We start from the raw sequence: 15,496 nt of genomic DNA on the forward strand, positions 1-15,496 counted from the left end.
TTTTATTTTTTTAATGAGCCAAAGCCACATCGACGTCTTTTTTCAAATCACCCAAACCATCTTTTTTAAAAATGAATTTACCATTTTGATATAAAATCAAAGTTGGAAAAACCTTTACCGTTTTTAAATCTGCTATGACTTGTGGATTATCTTCTAAATCAATTTCTACGATTTTCAAATTGGTTCCATATTGACCTTTGATTGTTTCCAAAACTGGTTTCACTTTTTTGCAAGCTCCACAATATTGAGATCCAATATCTACCAAAACAACTTTATTATCAGCAATGATTTTATTGTATTCTGCAAGCGATAATTTGCTTTTTGAATTGGAATAAAAGGGCTTTCCTCCTCCTATCCAAGCTGCAATTCCACCTTCCAAAACATGTGCTTCAGAAAAACCATTTTTAACTAATTCATCTCCTAATAAACTACTTCTGTATGCTGCAATTGAATAAATAAACACAGGTTTTGATTTATCTAACCGAGCTACATTTTCGGCATAATTTTTTGATTCCAAATTAAAATTAACTGCACCTTCGACATGATTTATAGCAAATTCTTCAGGACTTCGAGCATCAATTATCTGCGGCTTTTGTTGTTCCTTAACCTTTGCATAAAAGGGCTCGATTTTTAAGGTATTTTGATTTTGGGAAAAACCAGCAATTGTAAATAAAAATACAATTGCTGTGATACTATTTTTAAGATTGAACTGGCTCATATATATTTGTATTTGTTGATGAAACTTCTTGTTTTTGTGAAATTGGTATAGCACGAACACCTTCTGCTAAAGCACTTCCTTCTTTTTTGGATTTGAATATTGGCCAAAGAAATTGTGCGTACCATTCTTCTTGTTTATATGATCTTATACCGTATGATTTTGGAAATTTCCGAGTGATTAAAGCTGTTCCAAAAAACACATCCCAAAGAAAAAACATGTTCCCAAAATTGCCTTTAAAATGACCTATTCCATCCCCGCTAGTATCGGCATGATGCGCGTGATGTGTTGCTGGAGTAGAGATAACGCGCTCTAATACCCATGCAATTGGTTGTAATAATCTGTATTTGTAAAATAGTTTGTCCCAAGCTACACTTGAATGTGCTCCTATAATGATTATACTTTTTAGAACTGCTACAAACAAAGCGGGTAATCCTAAACCTAGATACACCAAAGTAGCTGTTAAATAAATTTGAGAGAAGAATATCGTGTAAATAAAATTTTGCCTATTCAACATCGCTACTCCCATATATGGAGCAGAATGATGTGTTCTGTGAAAACGCCACAAAAATGGCACTTGATGGTGCAATCGATGGTACCAATATTGAGTCAAATCATCGGCAACTGCAATCAAGAAAAAACCTCCCCAAAAAGGAACCCAAGAAAGTGTATTAGCCAAATTTGGAATTAAATATGGTAAAATTTTTAAACTAAAAAAAGCAAATACAGGTGGCAAAAGCAATTTTGGAGCTAAAAAACAAACAATATCTAATTTGCGTTCTTCACCTGTCCATTCGTCATCGTATAAACCTGCAACAAATTCAATAAATCCTAAAACCAACATATAAAACAACTAACCCCCAAGTTTGTAAGTTGGCAAAAACAGGTTTTGCAAATTCTAAAAAGGATGGTAATGTAAGATGTGATTCTGTTACAATACCATTATTCAATTTAAAATAAAGGTAAATTGCCAAGACTGGTAGACTGTATATCAGCAAACTGATGCTTATGTCTCTTTTTATTTTTTTTTGTGTACTTTTTGCTAATGCCATGATGTATTACTTTAAAAAACAGAATTATCAAATTCAAACATTTAATAACTCTGAATGGATTTTATTTACTTTTTACGATTGAACTGGCTCGTAAATATTTTGATTTGTTGGAATTGTTTGATTTGTTGAAACAGTCTCTCTCTTTTGAGAAATTGGTGTAGATAGAACTCCATCTGCTAATGGACTTCCTTCAATTTTAGATTTGAATATTGGCCAAAGGAATTGTGCATACCACTCTTCACTTTTGTATGTTTTAGTTCCGTATGATTCAGGGAATTTTCGAGTAATTAAACCCGTTCCGAAAGTCATATCCCACAAGAAAAACATATTTCCAAAATTACCTTTGAAATGTCCAACACCATCTCCACTGGTATCAGCATGATGCGCGTGATGCGTCGCTGGAGTAGAAATTAAACGTTCCAAAACCCAAGCAATTGGATGCAAAACTTTGTATTTGTAAAATGGTTTGTCCCAAGCAAGACTTGAATGTGCACCTAAAGTGATGATACTTTTTACAACCAAAACAAATAATGCGGGTAATCCTAAACCTAAATAAGTCAATGTAGCTGTCAAATAAATTTGAGAGAAAAACACCGTATACAAGAAGTTCTGTCTTGAAGCCATTGCCATTCCCATGTATGGAGCCGAGTGATGTGTTCTATGAAAACGCCATAAAAACGGTACTTGATGGTGCAAACGATGGTACCAGTATTGTGTTAAATCATCGGCTACAGCAATCAGGAAAAAACCTCCCCAAAAAGGAACCCATGAAAGTGTATTAGCCAAATTTGGAATTACATAGGGTAAAACTGTTAAGCTAAAAAAAGTAATTACAGGAGGTAACAACAATTTTGGAGCTAGAAAACAGATGATATCTATTTTGCGTTCACGTCCTGTCCATTTTTCATCATATAAACCTGCAGTAAATTCAACTACTCCTAAAACGAGCATAAAAGCAATTAACCCCCAGGTCCTAATATTTTCGAATGCAGGTTTTGCAAACTCCAAAAATGATGGTAACACAATATGTGATTCAGTAACAATACCATTATTTAGCTTAAAATAAAGGTAAATCGCCAATACTGGCAAGCTGTAAATTAAAAGACTGATACTTAAGTCTCTTTTTAGTTTTGTTGTATCTAATGCCATGATTACTTATTTTAAAAGTTGATTTACTAATGCTAAACCTCCTGCCAAAATGACTAGTGGAACAAAAAATACAATTGCCCCAACGAGGATTTTTTTTCCTATTATTTGAAAATCTATCAGTTTCATATGTTTATATTTTATTAAAAAAATCAGGCCTTTTTGCTCACTAATAAAAGACCTGAATTTTGATTGTGGAAATTAATGAGAATTTCCAGCTCCTTTTGTTGCTTGTTTAATCAATTCTTGAAGGTTTTGGTTTTTATCTCCACTAGGATTATGAATTCTTCTAGCTAATACATCTTGCCAATCGATTAATGGATACACATTATTCTCTTTGGCTTGCTCATCAAACAATTTTTTAAGTTCGGCTAATTTTTCAGGATACTTAGCTGCCAAGTTATTACGCTCATTAAAGTCTTCATTCAAGTTGTACAATTCCCAAACATCATTATCAAAATTACTTGGTGTTGGAGCTTGGTTTTTACCTGCAGCTTTTAGCAACGTAAATGGATCTGGATGTGCAGCACCTGCTTTCCAACCATCTTTGTAAATAGCTCTATTTCCGAAAATGTAATAGTATTGTATTTTGTGTAATGATTCAGCTTTAGCATTGTTTAAAGAAGTATATAAAGACGAACCTTGAATAATATCCTGTTTAATTCCTTTAATGTTTTCAGGAGCTTTGATACCCGCAATTTCAAGAGTCGTTGGAAGAATATCCGTTACGTGGCTATATTGATTTCTGATTCCACCTTTTTCTTTAATACCTTTTGGATAAAAAATGATCAAAGGATTACGAGTTCCTCCTTCTGATTGTGCATCTTGCTTCCAATTTTTAAATGGTGAATTAGTAGCTTGCGCCCATCCTAAAGGATAATTTGTATTTAAACCTTTAGCTGTTCCAATTTCTCCGATATTCGCCAAATTTGACTCAAGATTTTTTTCATCAGATGTTCCTTGAGCAAAAATATTTTGGCTAATTGTTCCTTGTGTGGTACCTTCTTTACTTGCTCCATTATCACCAATTGCAACAAAAATCAAAGTGTTATCCAATTGATTGCTTTCTTTTAAATAATTAACAACTCTTCCAATTTCGTGATCCGTATACGTAAGATATCCAGCATACACTTCCATGAATCTTGCATAGACTTTCTTTTGATCCGGAGTTAGCTTTTTCCATTCCGTGATAATCGGATTACGTTCAGGTAATACCGCATTAGCAGGAATTACACCCAATTTCTTTTGACTTGCCAATACTTTTTCGCGGTATACATCCCAACCTTCATCAAATTTTCCTTTATAAGCATCACTCCAAGACGCTTCTACTTGGTGCGGTGCATGAGCGGCTCCTGGTGCATAGTATAAAAAGAATGGTTTACCCGGAGCTGATTTTTGTTGTCTTTGAATGTAACTAATAGCTTTATCAGTAATCAATTCATTTAGATGGCGCCCGTCAGGTTTTATATGCGCCTGATCTTCTACCAAATCAGGATTGTACTGATCGGTTTGTGATCCTAAGAAACCATAAAAATGATCAAATCCTTTACCTGTTGGCCATCTGTCAAACGGTCCTGCATCAGTAGCATCTTCATCAGGAGTTACACCATATTTACCTACTGCAAAAGTATTGTATCCATTATCTCTTAAGATCTCAGCAATCGTTCCTTTATCCGATGGAATTCTTCCATCCCAACCCGGGAAACCTGCCGAAAGAATAGTATGTGAAAATCCACTAACATGCACTCTTCCTGAATTTCGGCCTGTCAATAATGCTGCACGAGTTGGTGCGCAAATTGCTGTAGTATGGAAATTAGTGTAGCGTAAACCGTTATTTGCTAAAGCATCAAAAGTGGGTGTTTCTATTAAACCTCCAAAAGCACTAGATGCTCCAAATCCTACGTCATCAAGTAGAATCCATACCACGTTAGGTGCTCCTGTTGGAGCTTTTACTGGCTCAGGCCAATATTCTTTAGAATCAGCTAGCGTTTTACCAATAACTCCTTTGAAATCGGCATCTGGTTTGTTTTGGGCGATACCAAATTGAGCAACAAGTAAAGCTGTAAGCAAAAGTCCCCTTTGAGGAGTTTTGAGTTTTGAGTTGAATTTAAAATTTTTCATTGTTTTATTTTTTTTGCTTTTATTAATTATTATCTAAGGTTTTCCTAACCTTCTATTTAGATCACTATTTTGTTAATTTTCTATAGATTCAAAATATTTAAAATAAATAAATTCTATAGATTTAGTATAATTTAAAAATATAATTAATCTCTAATTTTATAACTCTGAAATTATGAGTAACTGCTATTAATTTATCTTTTATTTGTTATTTACAAGTCTTTTTATAAAACGAACAACAAAAAAAACTCCCATCAAAATGGACAAGGGGAACAAATAAATAACTTCTCTGACTAATCTCATTTTTTTATGATATCAAAATTTATTCGCTTCTTAACTATTTTATTTTTTTAATAAACGGAAGACTTTCTACCTTCAAATTGTTTCTGAGGTTATCTGATGGCTGATACAATCGTATTACCAAAGACACTTTTTGAGTTCCAGTTATTGGGAGCCAATTTTTCTCTTTTTTAGAACTTGATAAGTTAATTTTATAAGAAGTACTGTCTTTTTCATACTTTACATCTTCAAAATTATAGCTATACTTTTCAATTGGATTTTTTATCAAAAAACCATCCTGATCATAAGCTGTAATACTCCAATATCTAGCATCTAATTTTTTTCCGTTTATAACGTAATCCGATTTTGAATCAATGGGGTTACCATCACTATCGGTATTTGTATTGAGATAAATCACTTCCTTTTTTGTCAAAGGATAAGTAGCATAAACTGCTATTTGTGCAATTGACAATAAATCGTCATTGTTTACATCTTTATCTTTGCCTATAGTTTTCCAGTTCCCTATACTTTCCTGTGAACTATTTTTCCAAGTACTAATACTGTAAAAAGCTGTTCCAATCCCCCCTAATATCGCTACAATTACTAATAGAGACAAGATGATACGGTGTTGTATTTTTTTATTTAAAGCCATTTTGAATGTTTTTAAGGTGAATTTTATTCAGCTAGTTTTTCTACTTTAACACTGTGTTGTAAATCAACAAGAGTTTTAAAGGAATATGATTTTGATACTAAATAGCGAAACAATACTAGTCCAGTTTTAGTAGGACTATAAATTATTTTCTCTTTTGGAATATCTTTCAATAAAGCAGAATTAGTTCCCTCATTAGCCAAATAATATTCAAAATTACCATCGACCTGATCATCATTTGCAACAAAAAAATTAGTCGTATTGGCTTGATAAGTGGCAATAGACCAATATGTAGAATCAGGAACTTTTCCAGAAATTTTTAAGACACTATCTTTAATATCGTAATTGATAGAAGAATATAAAAAATCTGGATTAGGCAAAGGAACAACCCTATTATTTTCAGGAGTTGGTTTTTCTGCAAATCGTAAAGTATTAACGCTCGCACTTACTTTTGAAGCAACTTTGTTTTGTACATAATAAGGCGTAAACCAAATCGTAAGATAGTAAAAAACTACAGCTAACAGGATAGCTCCTACCCCGTAGGCACCTATTCTAATTTTATTTTTTGTTGTTGACATAACTTATTTTTTTATTATCAGAGCTACCAAATTTAAATTCAATAGCTCCGAAATAGTTATTACTTGTTTGCTTTAGTCAATAATTCCTGAGTAGACTTCCCTTCCGTAGCTGGTGTTTTATGTATTTTTCTTTGGTAAACATCTGACCAGTCTATTAATGGATACAGGTTATTTTTCTTGGCTTGCTCGTCAAATAGTTTTTTAAGTTCAGCTAGTTTTTCAGGATATTTCTTAGCCAAATCTTTTCTCTCATTGAAATCTTCATTGATATTATATAACTCCCAAACATCTTTATCAAAATCACCATTTAAAACACCTGCTTTTGTTTTATCATTCAAAGCCTCTTTAACTTCAATTGAGTTTGGATGATGCTCAGCTTCAGCTTTCCAACCATCATTGTAAATAGATCTGGATCCAAAAATGTAGTAATGCTGAATTTTATGTGACGATACTACTTTGGCATCATTTAAAGAATTATAAAACGAATATCCTTGAATGCTATCTTGCTTAATTTCTCTGATAGATTCCGGAGCTTTTACTCCAAGAATATCTAGAGTCGTAGGTAAAATATCAATTACATGACTGTATTGAGTTCTAATCCCGCCTTTCTCTTTAATTCCTTTTGGATAATAAACAATCAAAGGATTGTGTGTACCTCCTTCTGCGTTAGCATCTTGTTTCCATTGTTTGAATGGAGTATTTGTTGCTTGTGCCCAACCCAAAGGATAATTGGCATACGTTTGAGGGGTTCCAATTTCACCAATTCGGTTCAAATTATTTTGGAATACCAGTTCTTCTGTTACTCCTGTTACGTATGTTTGTCTGTCTACATCTCCTTGTGTTGTTCCTTCTTTACTAGCCCCATTATCACCTATTAAAACAAAAACAACTGTATTATCCAATTGATTTGATTCTTTTAAATAATTAACCAATCTTCCTATTTCATGATCGGTATAGGTCAAATATCCTGCATAGACTTCCATAAATTTTGAATAGACTTTCTTTTGATCAGGAGTTAATTTTTTCCAATCTCCAATAAGCGGATTACGTTCAGGCAATACAGCATTGGCTGGAACTACACCCAATTTTTTTTGATTAGCGAGTGTTTTTTCGCGATAAGCATCCCAGCCATCGTCAAATTTTCCTTTATAAGCATCGCTCCAAGAAGCAGCAACCTGATGAGGTGCATGAACAGCTGCTGGAGAATAGTATAAAAAGAATGGTTTTTCTGGTGCCACCTTATGTTGTCTGGTAATATAACTAATAGCTTTATCCGTAATTTGTTCACTAAGATGTCTTCCGTCTGGAGTTACATGTGCCTGATCTTCTATCAAATCTGGTTTATACTGATCAGTCGCTGACCCCAGGAATCCGAAGAAATGCTCAAATCCTTTACCTGTTGGCCATCTGTCAAAAGGTCCAGCATCTGTCGCGTCTTCATCGGGAGTCACACCATATTTACCTACGCCAAAAGTATTGTATCCTTTGTCACGTAAAATCTCAGCAATCGTACCATTTTTTGAAGGTAATCTTCCATCCCAACCTGGAAACCCTGCAGACATTATCGTATGTGAGAATCCACCAACATGGACCTTATGAGAGTTACTTCCTGTCAATAAAGCCGAACGTGTAGGAGCACAAATCGCCGTAGTATGAAAATTAGTATATCTCAATCCATTGTTGGCCAGACTCTCTAATACTGGTGTTTCGATTAAGCCTCCAAAAGCACTTGAAGCTCCATACCCTACATCATCTAAAATAATCCAAACCACGTTTGGAGCACCTTTGGGAGCAGTAACTGGTTCTGGCCAATATTCTTTTGATTCAGCCAATGTTTTACCAATAACGCCTTTAAAATCAGCATCCGGTTTATTTTGGGCAAAGCCAAATTGTGCAACAAGTAAGGCTGTAATCAAAAGCCCTTTTTGTGGGCTTTTGATGATACTATTATATTTTATATCTTCCATTTTATCTTAATTTTATATGGTTAATTATTAATAACCTGGATTTTGTGGTAGTCCGACTGGATTAATACTTCGTTCACTTTGCGGAATTGGATACAAATTGTTACGTTCTGAAACAGAATTTTTCGCAGTAACTTTTTTAACTTCAGTAACCAAAGTTCCCCAACGAACAAGATCAAACCATCTTTGTCCCTCTTGAACAAATTCTTTTTTTCTTTCTTCGCGAATAGCTTCTCTAAGTTGGTCAGTTGTTAACCCAACTAAATCTACTGTTACATCTGGCGTAGTGATTGCTTTTCCAAAAGCTCTTCTTCTTACTTGATTTACATATTCAAGAGCTTCAGTAGTTGGCCCGGCACTTTCATTAGTTGCTTCTGCAAAAGACAACAAGATATCTGCATAGCGAATTAGTGGAAAATTAATAGCAACATTACTTGGTGTAGCTAAATTTGTAAGATCTAAATATTTACTAAAAATTGGTTTTGGAAAAGTGTAAAGCGTTCCTGTAGCAGGATTCAATAACTGTTTCGTATAACTCACATCTCTTCTTTTGTCTCCAGCTTCATAAATATCATAAAACAAGGCTACATCCGAAATAATATCCGCTGGTTCTGTGGCTGTAAATCCAGTAAAAGAAGTTGCTTGCCAAGTATTTCCACTTGAACCATTACCTGCCTGATTCTTTTCGAATTGTACAGAAAAAATATGCTCTTTTCCATTCTTTTTTGCTTTATTGAATATATCTCCAAAATTTTCAAAAAGGGCATAACCGTAACCTCCATTTATAACTTCATTAGCTTTAAGAATAGCATTTGGCCAATCTTTTCTAGTCAAATAGACTTTCGTTAATATAGCTTTTGCAGCTCCCGAAGTAGCACGACCAGCCTCATTGGCAGCATAAGTAAGCGGTAAACTCTCTGCTGCTGTCAAATCTGAAATAATTTGAGCATACACTTCATCTACTGTCGCTCTTTTCGTTTTCAAACCCTCTACATTAATTGAAGTTGGTTCATGTAAAACTATTGGAACTCCTCCCCAAAGACGAACCGCCTGAAAATACAATAACCCACGAATGAATTTTGCCTCATTAATCAATCTAGTTTTTACAACATCCGAACCTGAAACTTTTGGAATATTGTCAATTGACACATTAGCTCTATTGATACCGTTATAAATTTGACGCCAAGCCACTTGAACACGATCTGAAGTCGCATCATGAGTTAAACTACTCAATGCTCTTACCTGAGGATTCGTCGCCGAAACCCCAGCTGCAGCATAATCAGAAGCCATATCGGTCAAGAAATAAAGATTTCTTCCAAATAAACTTTGTTCTCCTGGATCAAGACTTAAAGATGCATAAACTGCAGTTACACTGGCTATGGCATCATCCTGAGTTATAAAAAATTTATCTTCGGTAGTAAAAGAGGTTGGTGTGACCTCTAAGTCGGTGCATGATACAAACAGACCAGCACTTAATATGAATGTTATTATTATCTTTTTCATCATTTTATTTTTTATTTTACTTAAAAAGTTACGTTCAATCCTGAGATGAATGTTTTAGAATTTGGATAGGCTCCAAAATCAATTCCAGGATATAAATTGTTTTGCTCATAAGAACTTACCTCAGGATCATAACCTGTGTATTTAGTCCATGTAATTAGGTTTTCAGCCGATACATATAATTTCAAACTTTGAACACCAATTTTTGAAGTAAGACTTTTTGGAAATGTATATCCGAAAGTGATTAATTTCAATCTTAAAAAAGAAGCATCTTCTACATAGCGTTCAGAAACTATTCCTAATGGTGAACTGGATGCTCTAGGAATTTCATTGCTTGAATTAGTTGGTGTCCAACGGTCTAATAAAGTCTCTGCAGAGTTAGTTCCTAATGTAGAAATTTCTAATTGCTGGTTTAAGGCATTAAATATCTTTCCTCCATAAGCTCCCTGAAAAGAAAACAGTAAGTCAAAGTTTTGATAAGCAATTGTATTACTAAAGCTTCCAACAAATTTTGGCTGTGATGTTCCAAGATCTCCTTTATCTGCAGCTGTAATTATACCATCGCCATTAGTATCTACGTATTTTCTATCTCCAATTTTTGTATTGGCAAGACTATTAATTTTTGGCTGTGTATTGATTTCTTCCTGAGTTTGAAAAATCCCATTAGTATGGTATCCCCAGAAAGTTCCCAAAGGCAATCCTACTTTTACTGTTACTGGCTGTTGTTGTAACAAAGATCCATTTGGAACAACTGGAAAAAATTGATTAACTCCATTTCCAATTTCAACTACTTTGTTTCTATTAGCAGAAAATACGAAATTAGAATTCCATGAAAATTTTTCTGTTTTTATATTTTCGGTTATCAAACCAATCTCGATTCCTTTATTCTCAACACCACCAATATTTTGAAGAACAGTGGCATAACCGGATGTTAATGGAACAGGCACATTGATTAATAAATCGTTTGTTTTTTTATAATAGGCATCAAAAACAAAATTTATTTTTCTGTCATACAATGATAAGTCTAAACCAATATTATATTGATCTGTTTTTTCCCATCTCAAATCTGGGTTTGCCAATCGTGTTGGTGCCAATCCTGTTTGAATTGTTCCTCCAAGACCATAATTAACCGAGCCTATTGAAGCTAGAGAAAGATAATTTCCAATCTCTTGATTTCCTGTTGTTCCTGCACTCAATCTAAGCTTTGCATCAGTTACAACACCTTTGATACTTTTAGCAAAATCTTCATCGGTAATGTTCCAAGAAAAACCTGCTGATGGGAAATACCCCCAAAGTGATTCTGAACCAAATCTTGAAGAACCATCTGCACGTGCTGATACTGTTAAATTATATTTCCCTTTATAAGAATAATTTACTCTGGCCAGCCACGATTTTAAGATACTTTCGAATGCGTCACTATATGGTTTTACAGCTACACCGTCTTGCAAAGCGTTGTAAGTATTATTATCATTAACAAAGGTGTTTGCTCCTGCATTTACCACTTCTCCTTGAGTGTATTGAAGTGTATATCCTGCCAAAGCAGAAAATTTATGATCCTCACCAAAGCGAGTATTGTAATTGATTGTGTTTTCGTTCAATACTGTGCTCACTAATCTGTCACCAACCGAGGCTAGTCCTTTGGTTCCTGCTCCTGTTGTTGTTGTAGAAGGAGCATAGTAATTTTGTTTGGTATTAATTACGTCTCCACTAACAGCTACTTTAGCCGTGATTTCTTTGTTTATTTTATATTCACCAAACAAACTGGCCAAAATTCTATCAATTTTAGTTTCGTTAATAGTGTTTTCCAAATCATTAATTGGATTACCTATAACTCCATTAACTGCTGTCGAATAAGGATTATTAGTCAAATTGTATGATCCATCATCATTTCTGATAGGAACTACAGGTGGTGTGTATAAGGCAACAACTAATGGGTTAGGTTGTCTGCCAGCTGTAGATCCTCCATTTGTTCCAATACCATTTGAAAGTGAATTTGTGTAATTAGTATTCACACCAAATTTGAAATTTTGAGAATAATTCCTTTCATAATTCGCACGAAGTGAAATTCGTCTAAAATCAGAACCGATTACAACTCCATCCTGATCAAAAAAACCAGCTGAAACAGCATATCTTGAACGATCATCACCACCAGAAAAGGTCAATTGGTGATTTTGAATTGGTGCTGTTCTAAAAACTGCCGATTGCCAATCATAATCCCCTGAAGTTTTAAGAGCTTCAATTTGGTCTGGAGAAAAAGATGGAGCTTGACCTATGCTCGCCTGAACATCATTACGTAAACTTGCCCATTCGCTGGCGTTTAATAAATCAAGTTTTTTGGAAACCCTTTGAAATCCAATATACCCTTGATATGAAATATGATCTTGTCCTTTTGTCCCTTTTTTGGTAGTAATAATAACAACTCCATTGGCACCACGTGAACCATAAATAGCTGTTGCCGAAGCATCTTTTAATACTTCAATAGACTCAATATCACCTGGACTAATCGTTGATAATACATTGACTCCTGCTCCTGCATTAGCCACTCCAGCAGTTCCATTATTATTGTCATTATAAATCAATATTCCATCTACAACATAAAGCGGTTCATTACCTGCTGTGATCGAATTTCCTCCTCTAATACGAACACTGGAAGTAGCACCTGGTCGTCCTGAACTTTGAGTAACAACCACCCCTGGAACTGCACCTCTCAATAAATTATCTGCGGAAGAAGAAACCTGATTTAAATTTGCTTTTGGAACTGAAGACACCGCGCCTGTTATGTCCTTTCTTTTTTGAGTTCCATATCCTACGACGACTAACTCATTCAATTCCTGAACATCTGGTTTTAAATTAATAATAACAGGACTTCCATCAACTATAACTTCTGTTTTTTTATATCCAATATAATTTACAACTAGAGTATAAGGAAATATTTGTCCCGTTTGAAAATAAAATTTTCCTTCTGAATCTGTTACAACCCCGTGCGTTGTTCCTTTAATATTTATTGAAACTCCTGATAGAGGTTGATTTGTTATTGCATCTTTTACTGTTCCGTCTAATTTAGAATTAATTAATGGCGTAGTCTTTTGCGCATAAATTCCAAATGAAATTAGAAAAATGCCTAGCCACGAAAGATTATATAATATTTTTTTCATTACTTTGTTTTTGGTTTAATAAATAAGGATTCCTGAAGGTTGATTAATCAACTTTCTATCCTTTTTGAGATGAACATTTCTTTTTAAGCCTCGCCATTTCTGTTGCCGCAGAAATGGCTTTTTTTTTATCTACAACACATTATTTTTTTCATTTTATTGTTTTTAATTATTAGTATTTAATTTGTTTTTTAGGCACATCACAAACAATCAAAATAATTTATATGGATTATAATAAATTATTTTAAAAAAGAGTTTTCGAAAATGTAAATGGATATAAATTGAAAAGTTCTAACAGCAACAACACATTCGACTAAGAGTGTCGAATGAAAAAGATCCTTGCGTGATCAAAAAAGAGGTGTTTTTGATTGTTTTCAAAATATTAGTATTAATGATTAATATCGTTTTTTAAACTCTACTATTTCTATAGACAAAATTAAGTTAAAATTTGAAACTACCAAAAAATATTATAACTTTTTACTAATAAAATGTTAACTCGTGTAGAGTAGTAATTAAAAAATATAGTAAATCACTAAAAAACAGTAAATTACAGTCGTTTCGGTTTTTATAAAAATATATTTACAGAAGAAATTTAAGACCAAATTTGCGTCTGAAAATTATTTTATCTCATAAATATCAAAACCTTAGCTTACCAATTTTCCATTTTAAGTCTAATTCTGATTATAATACTAGGTTTGAGTTTTACACCACTCTTCAATAAATTAAAAAAAGCGTAATAATTTTTAAAAAAATTATTACGCTTAAAAAAAAAAATCGAATTTTATTAACTATACATTAATTGTATTATTCATCTGCTGCAAGAACTCCTCTACTCGTATTTACAACTTCAAGTTTAAAAGCAATACCTGATTCATTTCTCATAGTAAGATTAAAACCGTCTTTTTGAGCCAAAGTATTAGGCACAAAACCTGAAAATGAATTATAAGCTAAATTTACTTTTTCTAAATTATCTAACTTAACAATATTAAAAGGTATTTGTCCATTCATTTTATTATCAAATAAACTTAATTTTTCTAGTGAAACTAAATTCTCAACATTTTTACTAATTTGTCCAGAAAAGTTATTACTACTTAAAGCCAATTCTTGCAAATGCTGTAAGTCATATAAAGACGTTGGAAGCTCTCCAGATAATTGATTATTAAATAAACAAACCACTTCTAGTTCTTTTAAATTTCCAATTTTACTCGGCAATTGTCCAGAAAGATTATTCATAAAAATCATTAGTCCTTTTAAATGTTCAATCTCGCAAATAGAATTTGGTATAGAACCGCTTAATTTATTAAACGATAAATTTAATTGTTGCAATTTTTTCAATTTACCAATGTCTTTAGGTATTGTACCAGAAATTTGATTTTTGAATAAATCTAATTCTACTAAATTTTTTAAATCAGTAATTTCTGCTGGTAAGGTTCCAACTAAATTATTGTTAGAAAGATTAATTCCAACAACTTTATCATTTACGATTTTAACTCCATACCAAGTTGAAACTGAAGCATTCAAGTCCCATTTTACAATCCATTGGCTACCATTTGTATTTTGATATAATTTAATCAAAATATTTTTTTCACTATTTGACACATTAGCAAATAAGGAAATCGAAAACGAAACAGTTAAAAATAATGCAACTACATTTTTCATGATCCTTCTTTTTAGATTTAACACTACAAAGTAACTCTTAAACTCATTAAAACACAAATTTTATCGATAAACTACATTTTTTATTTAAAATTATAATCTAAAGATTACAATTATTTATAAACATAAATACATATCAAAAAATTAATTACATTTGAGCTTATAACCTTAAAACCACATAATTATGGAAATGAATTGGATTGCAATTTTAATAAGTGCATTGGCAACATTAGTTGTTGGATTTGTTTGGTATCATCCGAAAGTATTTGGAACTATCTGGATGAAAGAAACAGGACTTACTCAAGAGGAGCTTGCTAAAGGAAATATGTTAAAAATCTTTGGACTAACTTATATTTTCTCTCTTTTTATCGTTATAATCGAATCGGCTCTAACTATTCATCAAGGTGGAGCAGTTAGCATGATTGGTGGACCTATGAAAATTAGCGAAGCACTACCCTCATATCATGCTTTTATGAACGATTATGGTACAGCTTATAGAACATTTAAACATGGCGCTTTACATGGATTCATATCAGGACTGTTTTTTGCATTTCCAATTATTGCAATAAACGGATTGTTCGAAAGAAAATCATGGAAATATATTTTTATTCATGCAGGATTTTGGATACTAACCTTAACCATAATTGGATCACTAATTTGTGGTTGGGTTAAATAAAAAACAAAAAG

At 33.0% G+C, this 15,496-nt stretch carries 12 protein-coding genes; 1 reads left to right on the top strand and 11 read right to left on the bottom strand.

The window, feature by feature from the left end:
* Positions 1–10 precede the first annotated feature (10 nt).
* The 11 genes from CLU82_RS05145 to CLU82_RS05190 all read right to left on the bottom strand — a co-directional run bounded on the left by CLU82_RS05145 (position 11) and on the right by CLU82_RS05190 (position 14,812).
* The gene (locus CLU82_RS05145) at positions 11–718 is read right to left on the bottom strand and encodes a thioredoxin domain-containing protein (protein WP_100842078.1); all 708 of its coding nucleotides are present in this window, start codon (positions 716–718) and stop codon (positions 11–13) included.
* On the bottom strand, positions 699–1,559 hold the full coding sequence (locus CLU82_RS05150) for a sterol desaturase family protein (protein WP_232735218.1): 861 nt from the start codon (positions 1,557–1,559) through the stop codon (positions 699–701). The genes CLU82_RS05145 and CLU82_RS05150 overlap by 20 nt, the downstream gene beginning before the upstream one ends.
* Positions 1,537–1,767, bottom strand: coding sequence for a hypothetical protein (locus tag CLU82_RS20975; protein WP_232735219.1), 231 nt, complete (start codon positions 1,765–1,767; stop codon positions 1,537–1,539). Before CLU82_RS20975 ends, CLU82_RS05150 begins: the two co-directional genes overlap by 23 nt.
* Positions 1,768–1,839: 72 nt before the next feature.
* Positions 1,840–2,916: a sterol desaturase family protein gene (locus CLU82_RS05155; RefSeq protein ID WP_100842079.1), complete on the bottom strand. Its 1,077-nt coding sequence runs from the start codon at positions 2,914–2,916 to the stop codon at positions 1,840–1,842.
* 198 nt (positions 2,917–3,114) lie between these two features.
* Positions 3,115–5,034: an arylsulfatase gene (locus CLU82_RS05160; protein ID WP_100842080.1), complete on the bottom strand. Its 1,920-nt coding sequence runs from the start codon at positions 5,032–5,034 to the stop codon at positions 3,115–3,117.
* A 334-nt stretch (positions 5,035–5,368) separates the two neighbouring features.
* Positions 5,369–5,962 (bottom strand): DUF1214 domain-containing protein, encoded by a 594-nt coding sequence (locus CLU82_RS05165; protein WP_100842081.1) that lies wholly within the window; start codon positions 5,960–5,962, stop codon positions 5,369–5,371.
* A gap of 23 nt (positions 5,963–5,985) precedes the next feature.
* Entirely contained in the window at positions 5,986–6,537 is a 552-nt protein-coding gene (locus CLU82_RS05170; RefSeq protein WP_100842082.1) for a DUF1254 domain-containing protein, read from the bottom strand.
* Between the two features lie 59 nt (positions 6,538–6,596).
* Positions 6,597–8,504, bottom strand: coding sequence for an arylsulfatase (locus tag CLU82_RS05175; protein ID WP_100842083.1), 1,908 nt, complete (start codon positions 8,502–8,504; stop codon positions 6,597–6,599).
* A 27-nt stretch (positions 8,505–8,531) separates the two neighbouring features.
* Positions 8,532–10,007, bottom strand: a complete 1,476-nt coding sequence (locus CLU82_RS05180) for a RagB/SusD family nutrient uptake outer membrane protein (protein ID WP_232735220.1) — start codon at positions 10,005–10,007, stop codon at positions 8,532–8,534.
* Between the two features lie 17 nt (positions 10,008–10,024).
* Positions 10,025–13,156 carry a TonB-dependent receptor gene (locus tag CLU82_RS05185; RefSeq protein ID WP_100842085.1) on the bottom strand — a complete coding sequence of 1,044 codons (3,132 nt, stop codon included), beginning with the start codon at positions 13,154–13,156 and terminating at the stop codon, positions 10,025–10,027.
* A gap of 801 nt (positions 13,157–13,957) precedes the next feature.
* Positions 13,958–14,812, bottom strand: a complete 855-nt coding sequence (locus tag CLU82_RS05190; RefSeq protein ID WP_100842086.1) for a leucine-rich repeat domain-containing protein — start codon at positions 14,810–14,812, stop codon at positions 13,958–13,960.
* Between the two features lie 181 nt (positions 14,813–14,993).
* Between CLU82_RS05190 and CLU82_RS05195 the strand changes: the two genes are divergently transcribed.
* A complete protein-coding gene (locus CLU82_RS05195; protein ID WP_100842087.1) occupies positions 14,994–15,485 on the top strand; it encodes a DUF1761 domain-containing protein in 492 nt (163 codons plus the stop codon).
* Positions 15,486–15,496 lie beyond the last annotated feature (11 nt).

Origin of the sequence: Flavobacterium sp. 5 (genome assembly GCF_002813295.1) — a bacterium.
In the GTDB taxonomy this organism is placed as follows: Bacteria; Bacteroidota; Bacteroidia; order Flavobacteriales; family Flavobacteriaceae; genus Flavobacterium.

What these genes read in the sequence shown, in the direction of transcription:
- CLU82_RS05190 (WP_100842086.1), bottom strand. Translation starts at nt 14,812, where the DNA reads ATGAAAAATGTAGTTGCATTATTTTTAACTGTTTCGTTTTCGATTTCC.
- CLU82_RS20975 (WP_232735219.1), bottom strand. Translation starts at nt 1,767, where the DNA reads ATGGCATTAGCAAAAAGTACACAAAAAAAAATAAAAAGAGACATAAGC.
- CLU82_RS05195 (WP_100842087.1), top strand. Translation starts at nt 14,994, where the DNA reads ATGGAAATGAATTGGATTGCAATTTTAATAAGTGCATTGGCAACATTA.
- CLU82_RS05155 (WP_100842079.1), bottom strand. Translation starts at nt 2,916, where the DNA reads ATGGCATTAGATACAACAAAACTAAAAAGAGACTTAAGTATCAGTCTT.
- CLU82_RS05150 (WP_232735218.1), bottom strand. Translation starts at nt 1,559, where the DNA reads ATGTTGGTTTTAGGATTTATTGAATTTGTTGCAGGTTTATACGATGAC.
- CLU82_RS05160 (WP_100842080.1), bottom strand. Translation starts at nt 5,034, where the DNA reads ATGAAAAATTTTAAATTCAACTCAAAACTCAAAACTCCTCAAAGGGGA.
- CLU82_RS05165 (WP_100842081.1), bottom strand. Translation starts at nt 5,962, where the DNA reads ATGGCTTTAAATAAAAAAATACAACACCGTATCATCTTGTCTCTATTA.
- CLU82_RS05170 (WP_100842082.1), bottom strand. Translation starts at nt 6,537, where the DNA reads ATGTCAACAACAAAAAATAAAATTAGAATAGGTGCCTACGGGGTAGGA.
- CLU82_RS05180 (WP_232735220.1), bottom strand. Translation starts at nt 10,007, where the DNA reads ATGATGAAAAAGATAATAATAACATTCATATTAAGTGCTGGTCTGTTT.
- CLU82_RS05175 (WP_100842083.1), bottom strand. Translation starts at nt 8,504, where the DNA reads ATGGAAGATATAAAATATAATAGTATCATCAAAAGCCCACAAAAAGGG.
- CLU82_RS05185 (WP_100842085.1), bottom strand. Translation starts at nt 13,156, where the DNA reads ATGAAAAAAATATTATATAATCTTTCGTGGCTAGGCATTTTTCTAATT.
- CLU82_RS05145 (WP_100842078.1), bottom strand. Translation starts at nt 718, where the DNA reads ATGAGCCAGTTCAATCTTAAAAATAGTATCACAGCAATTGTATTTTTA.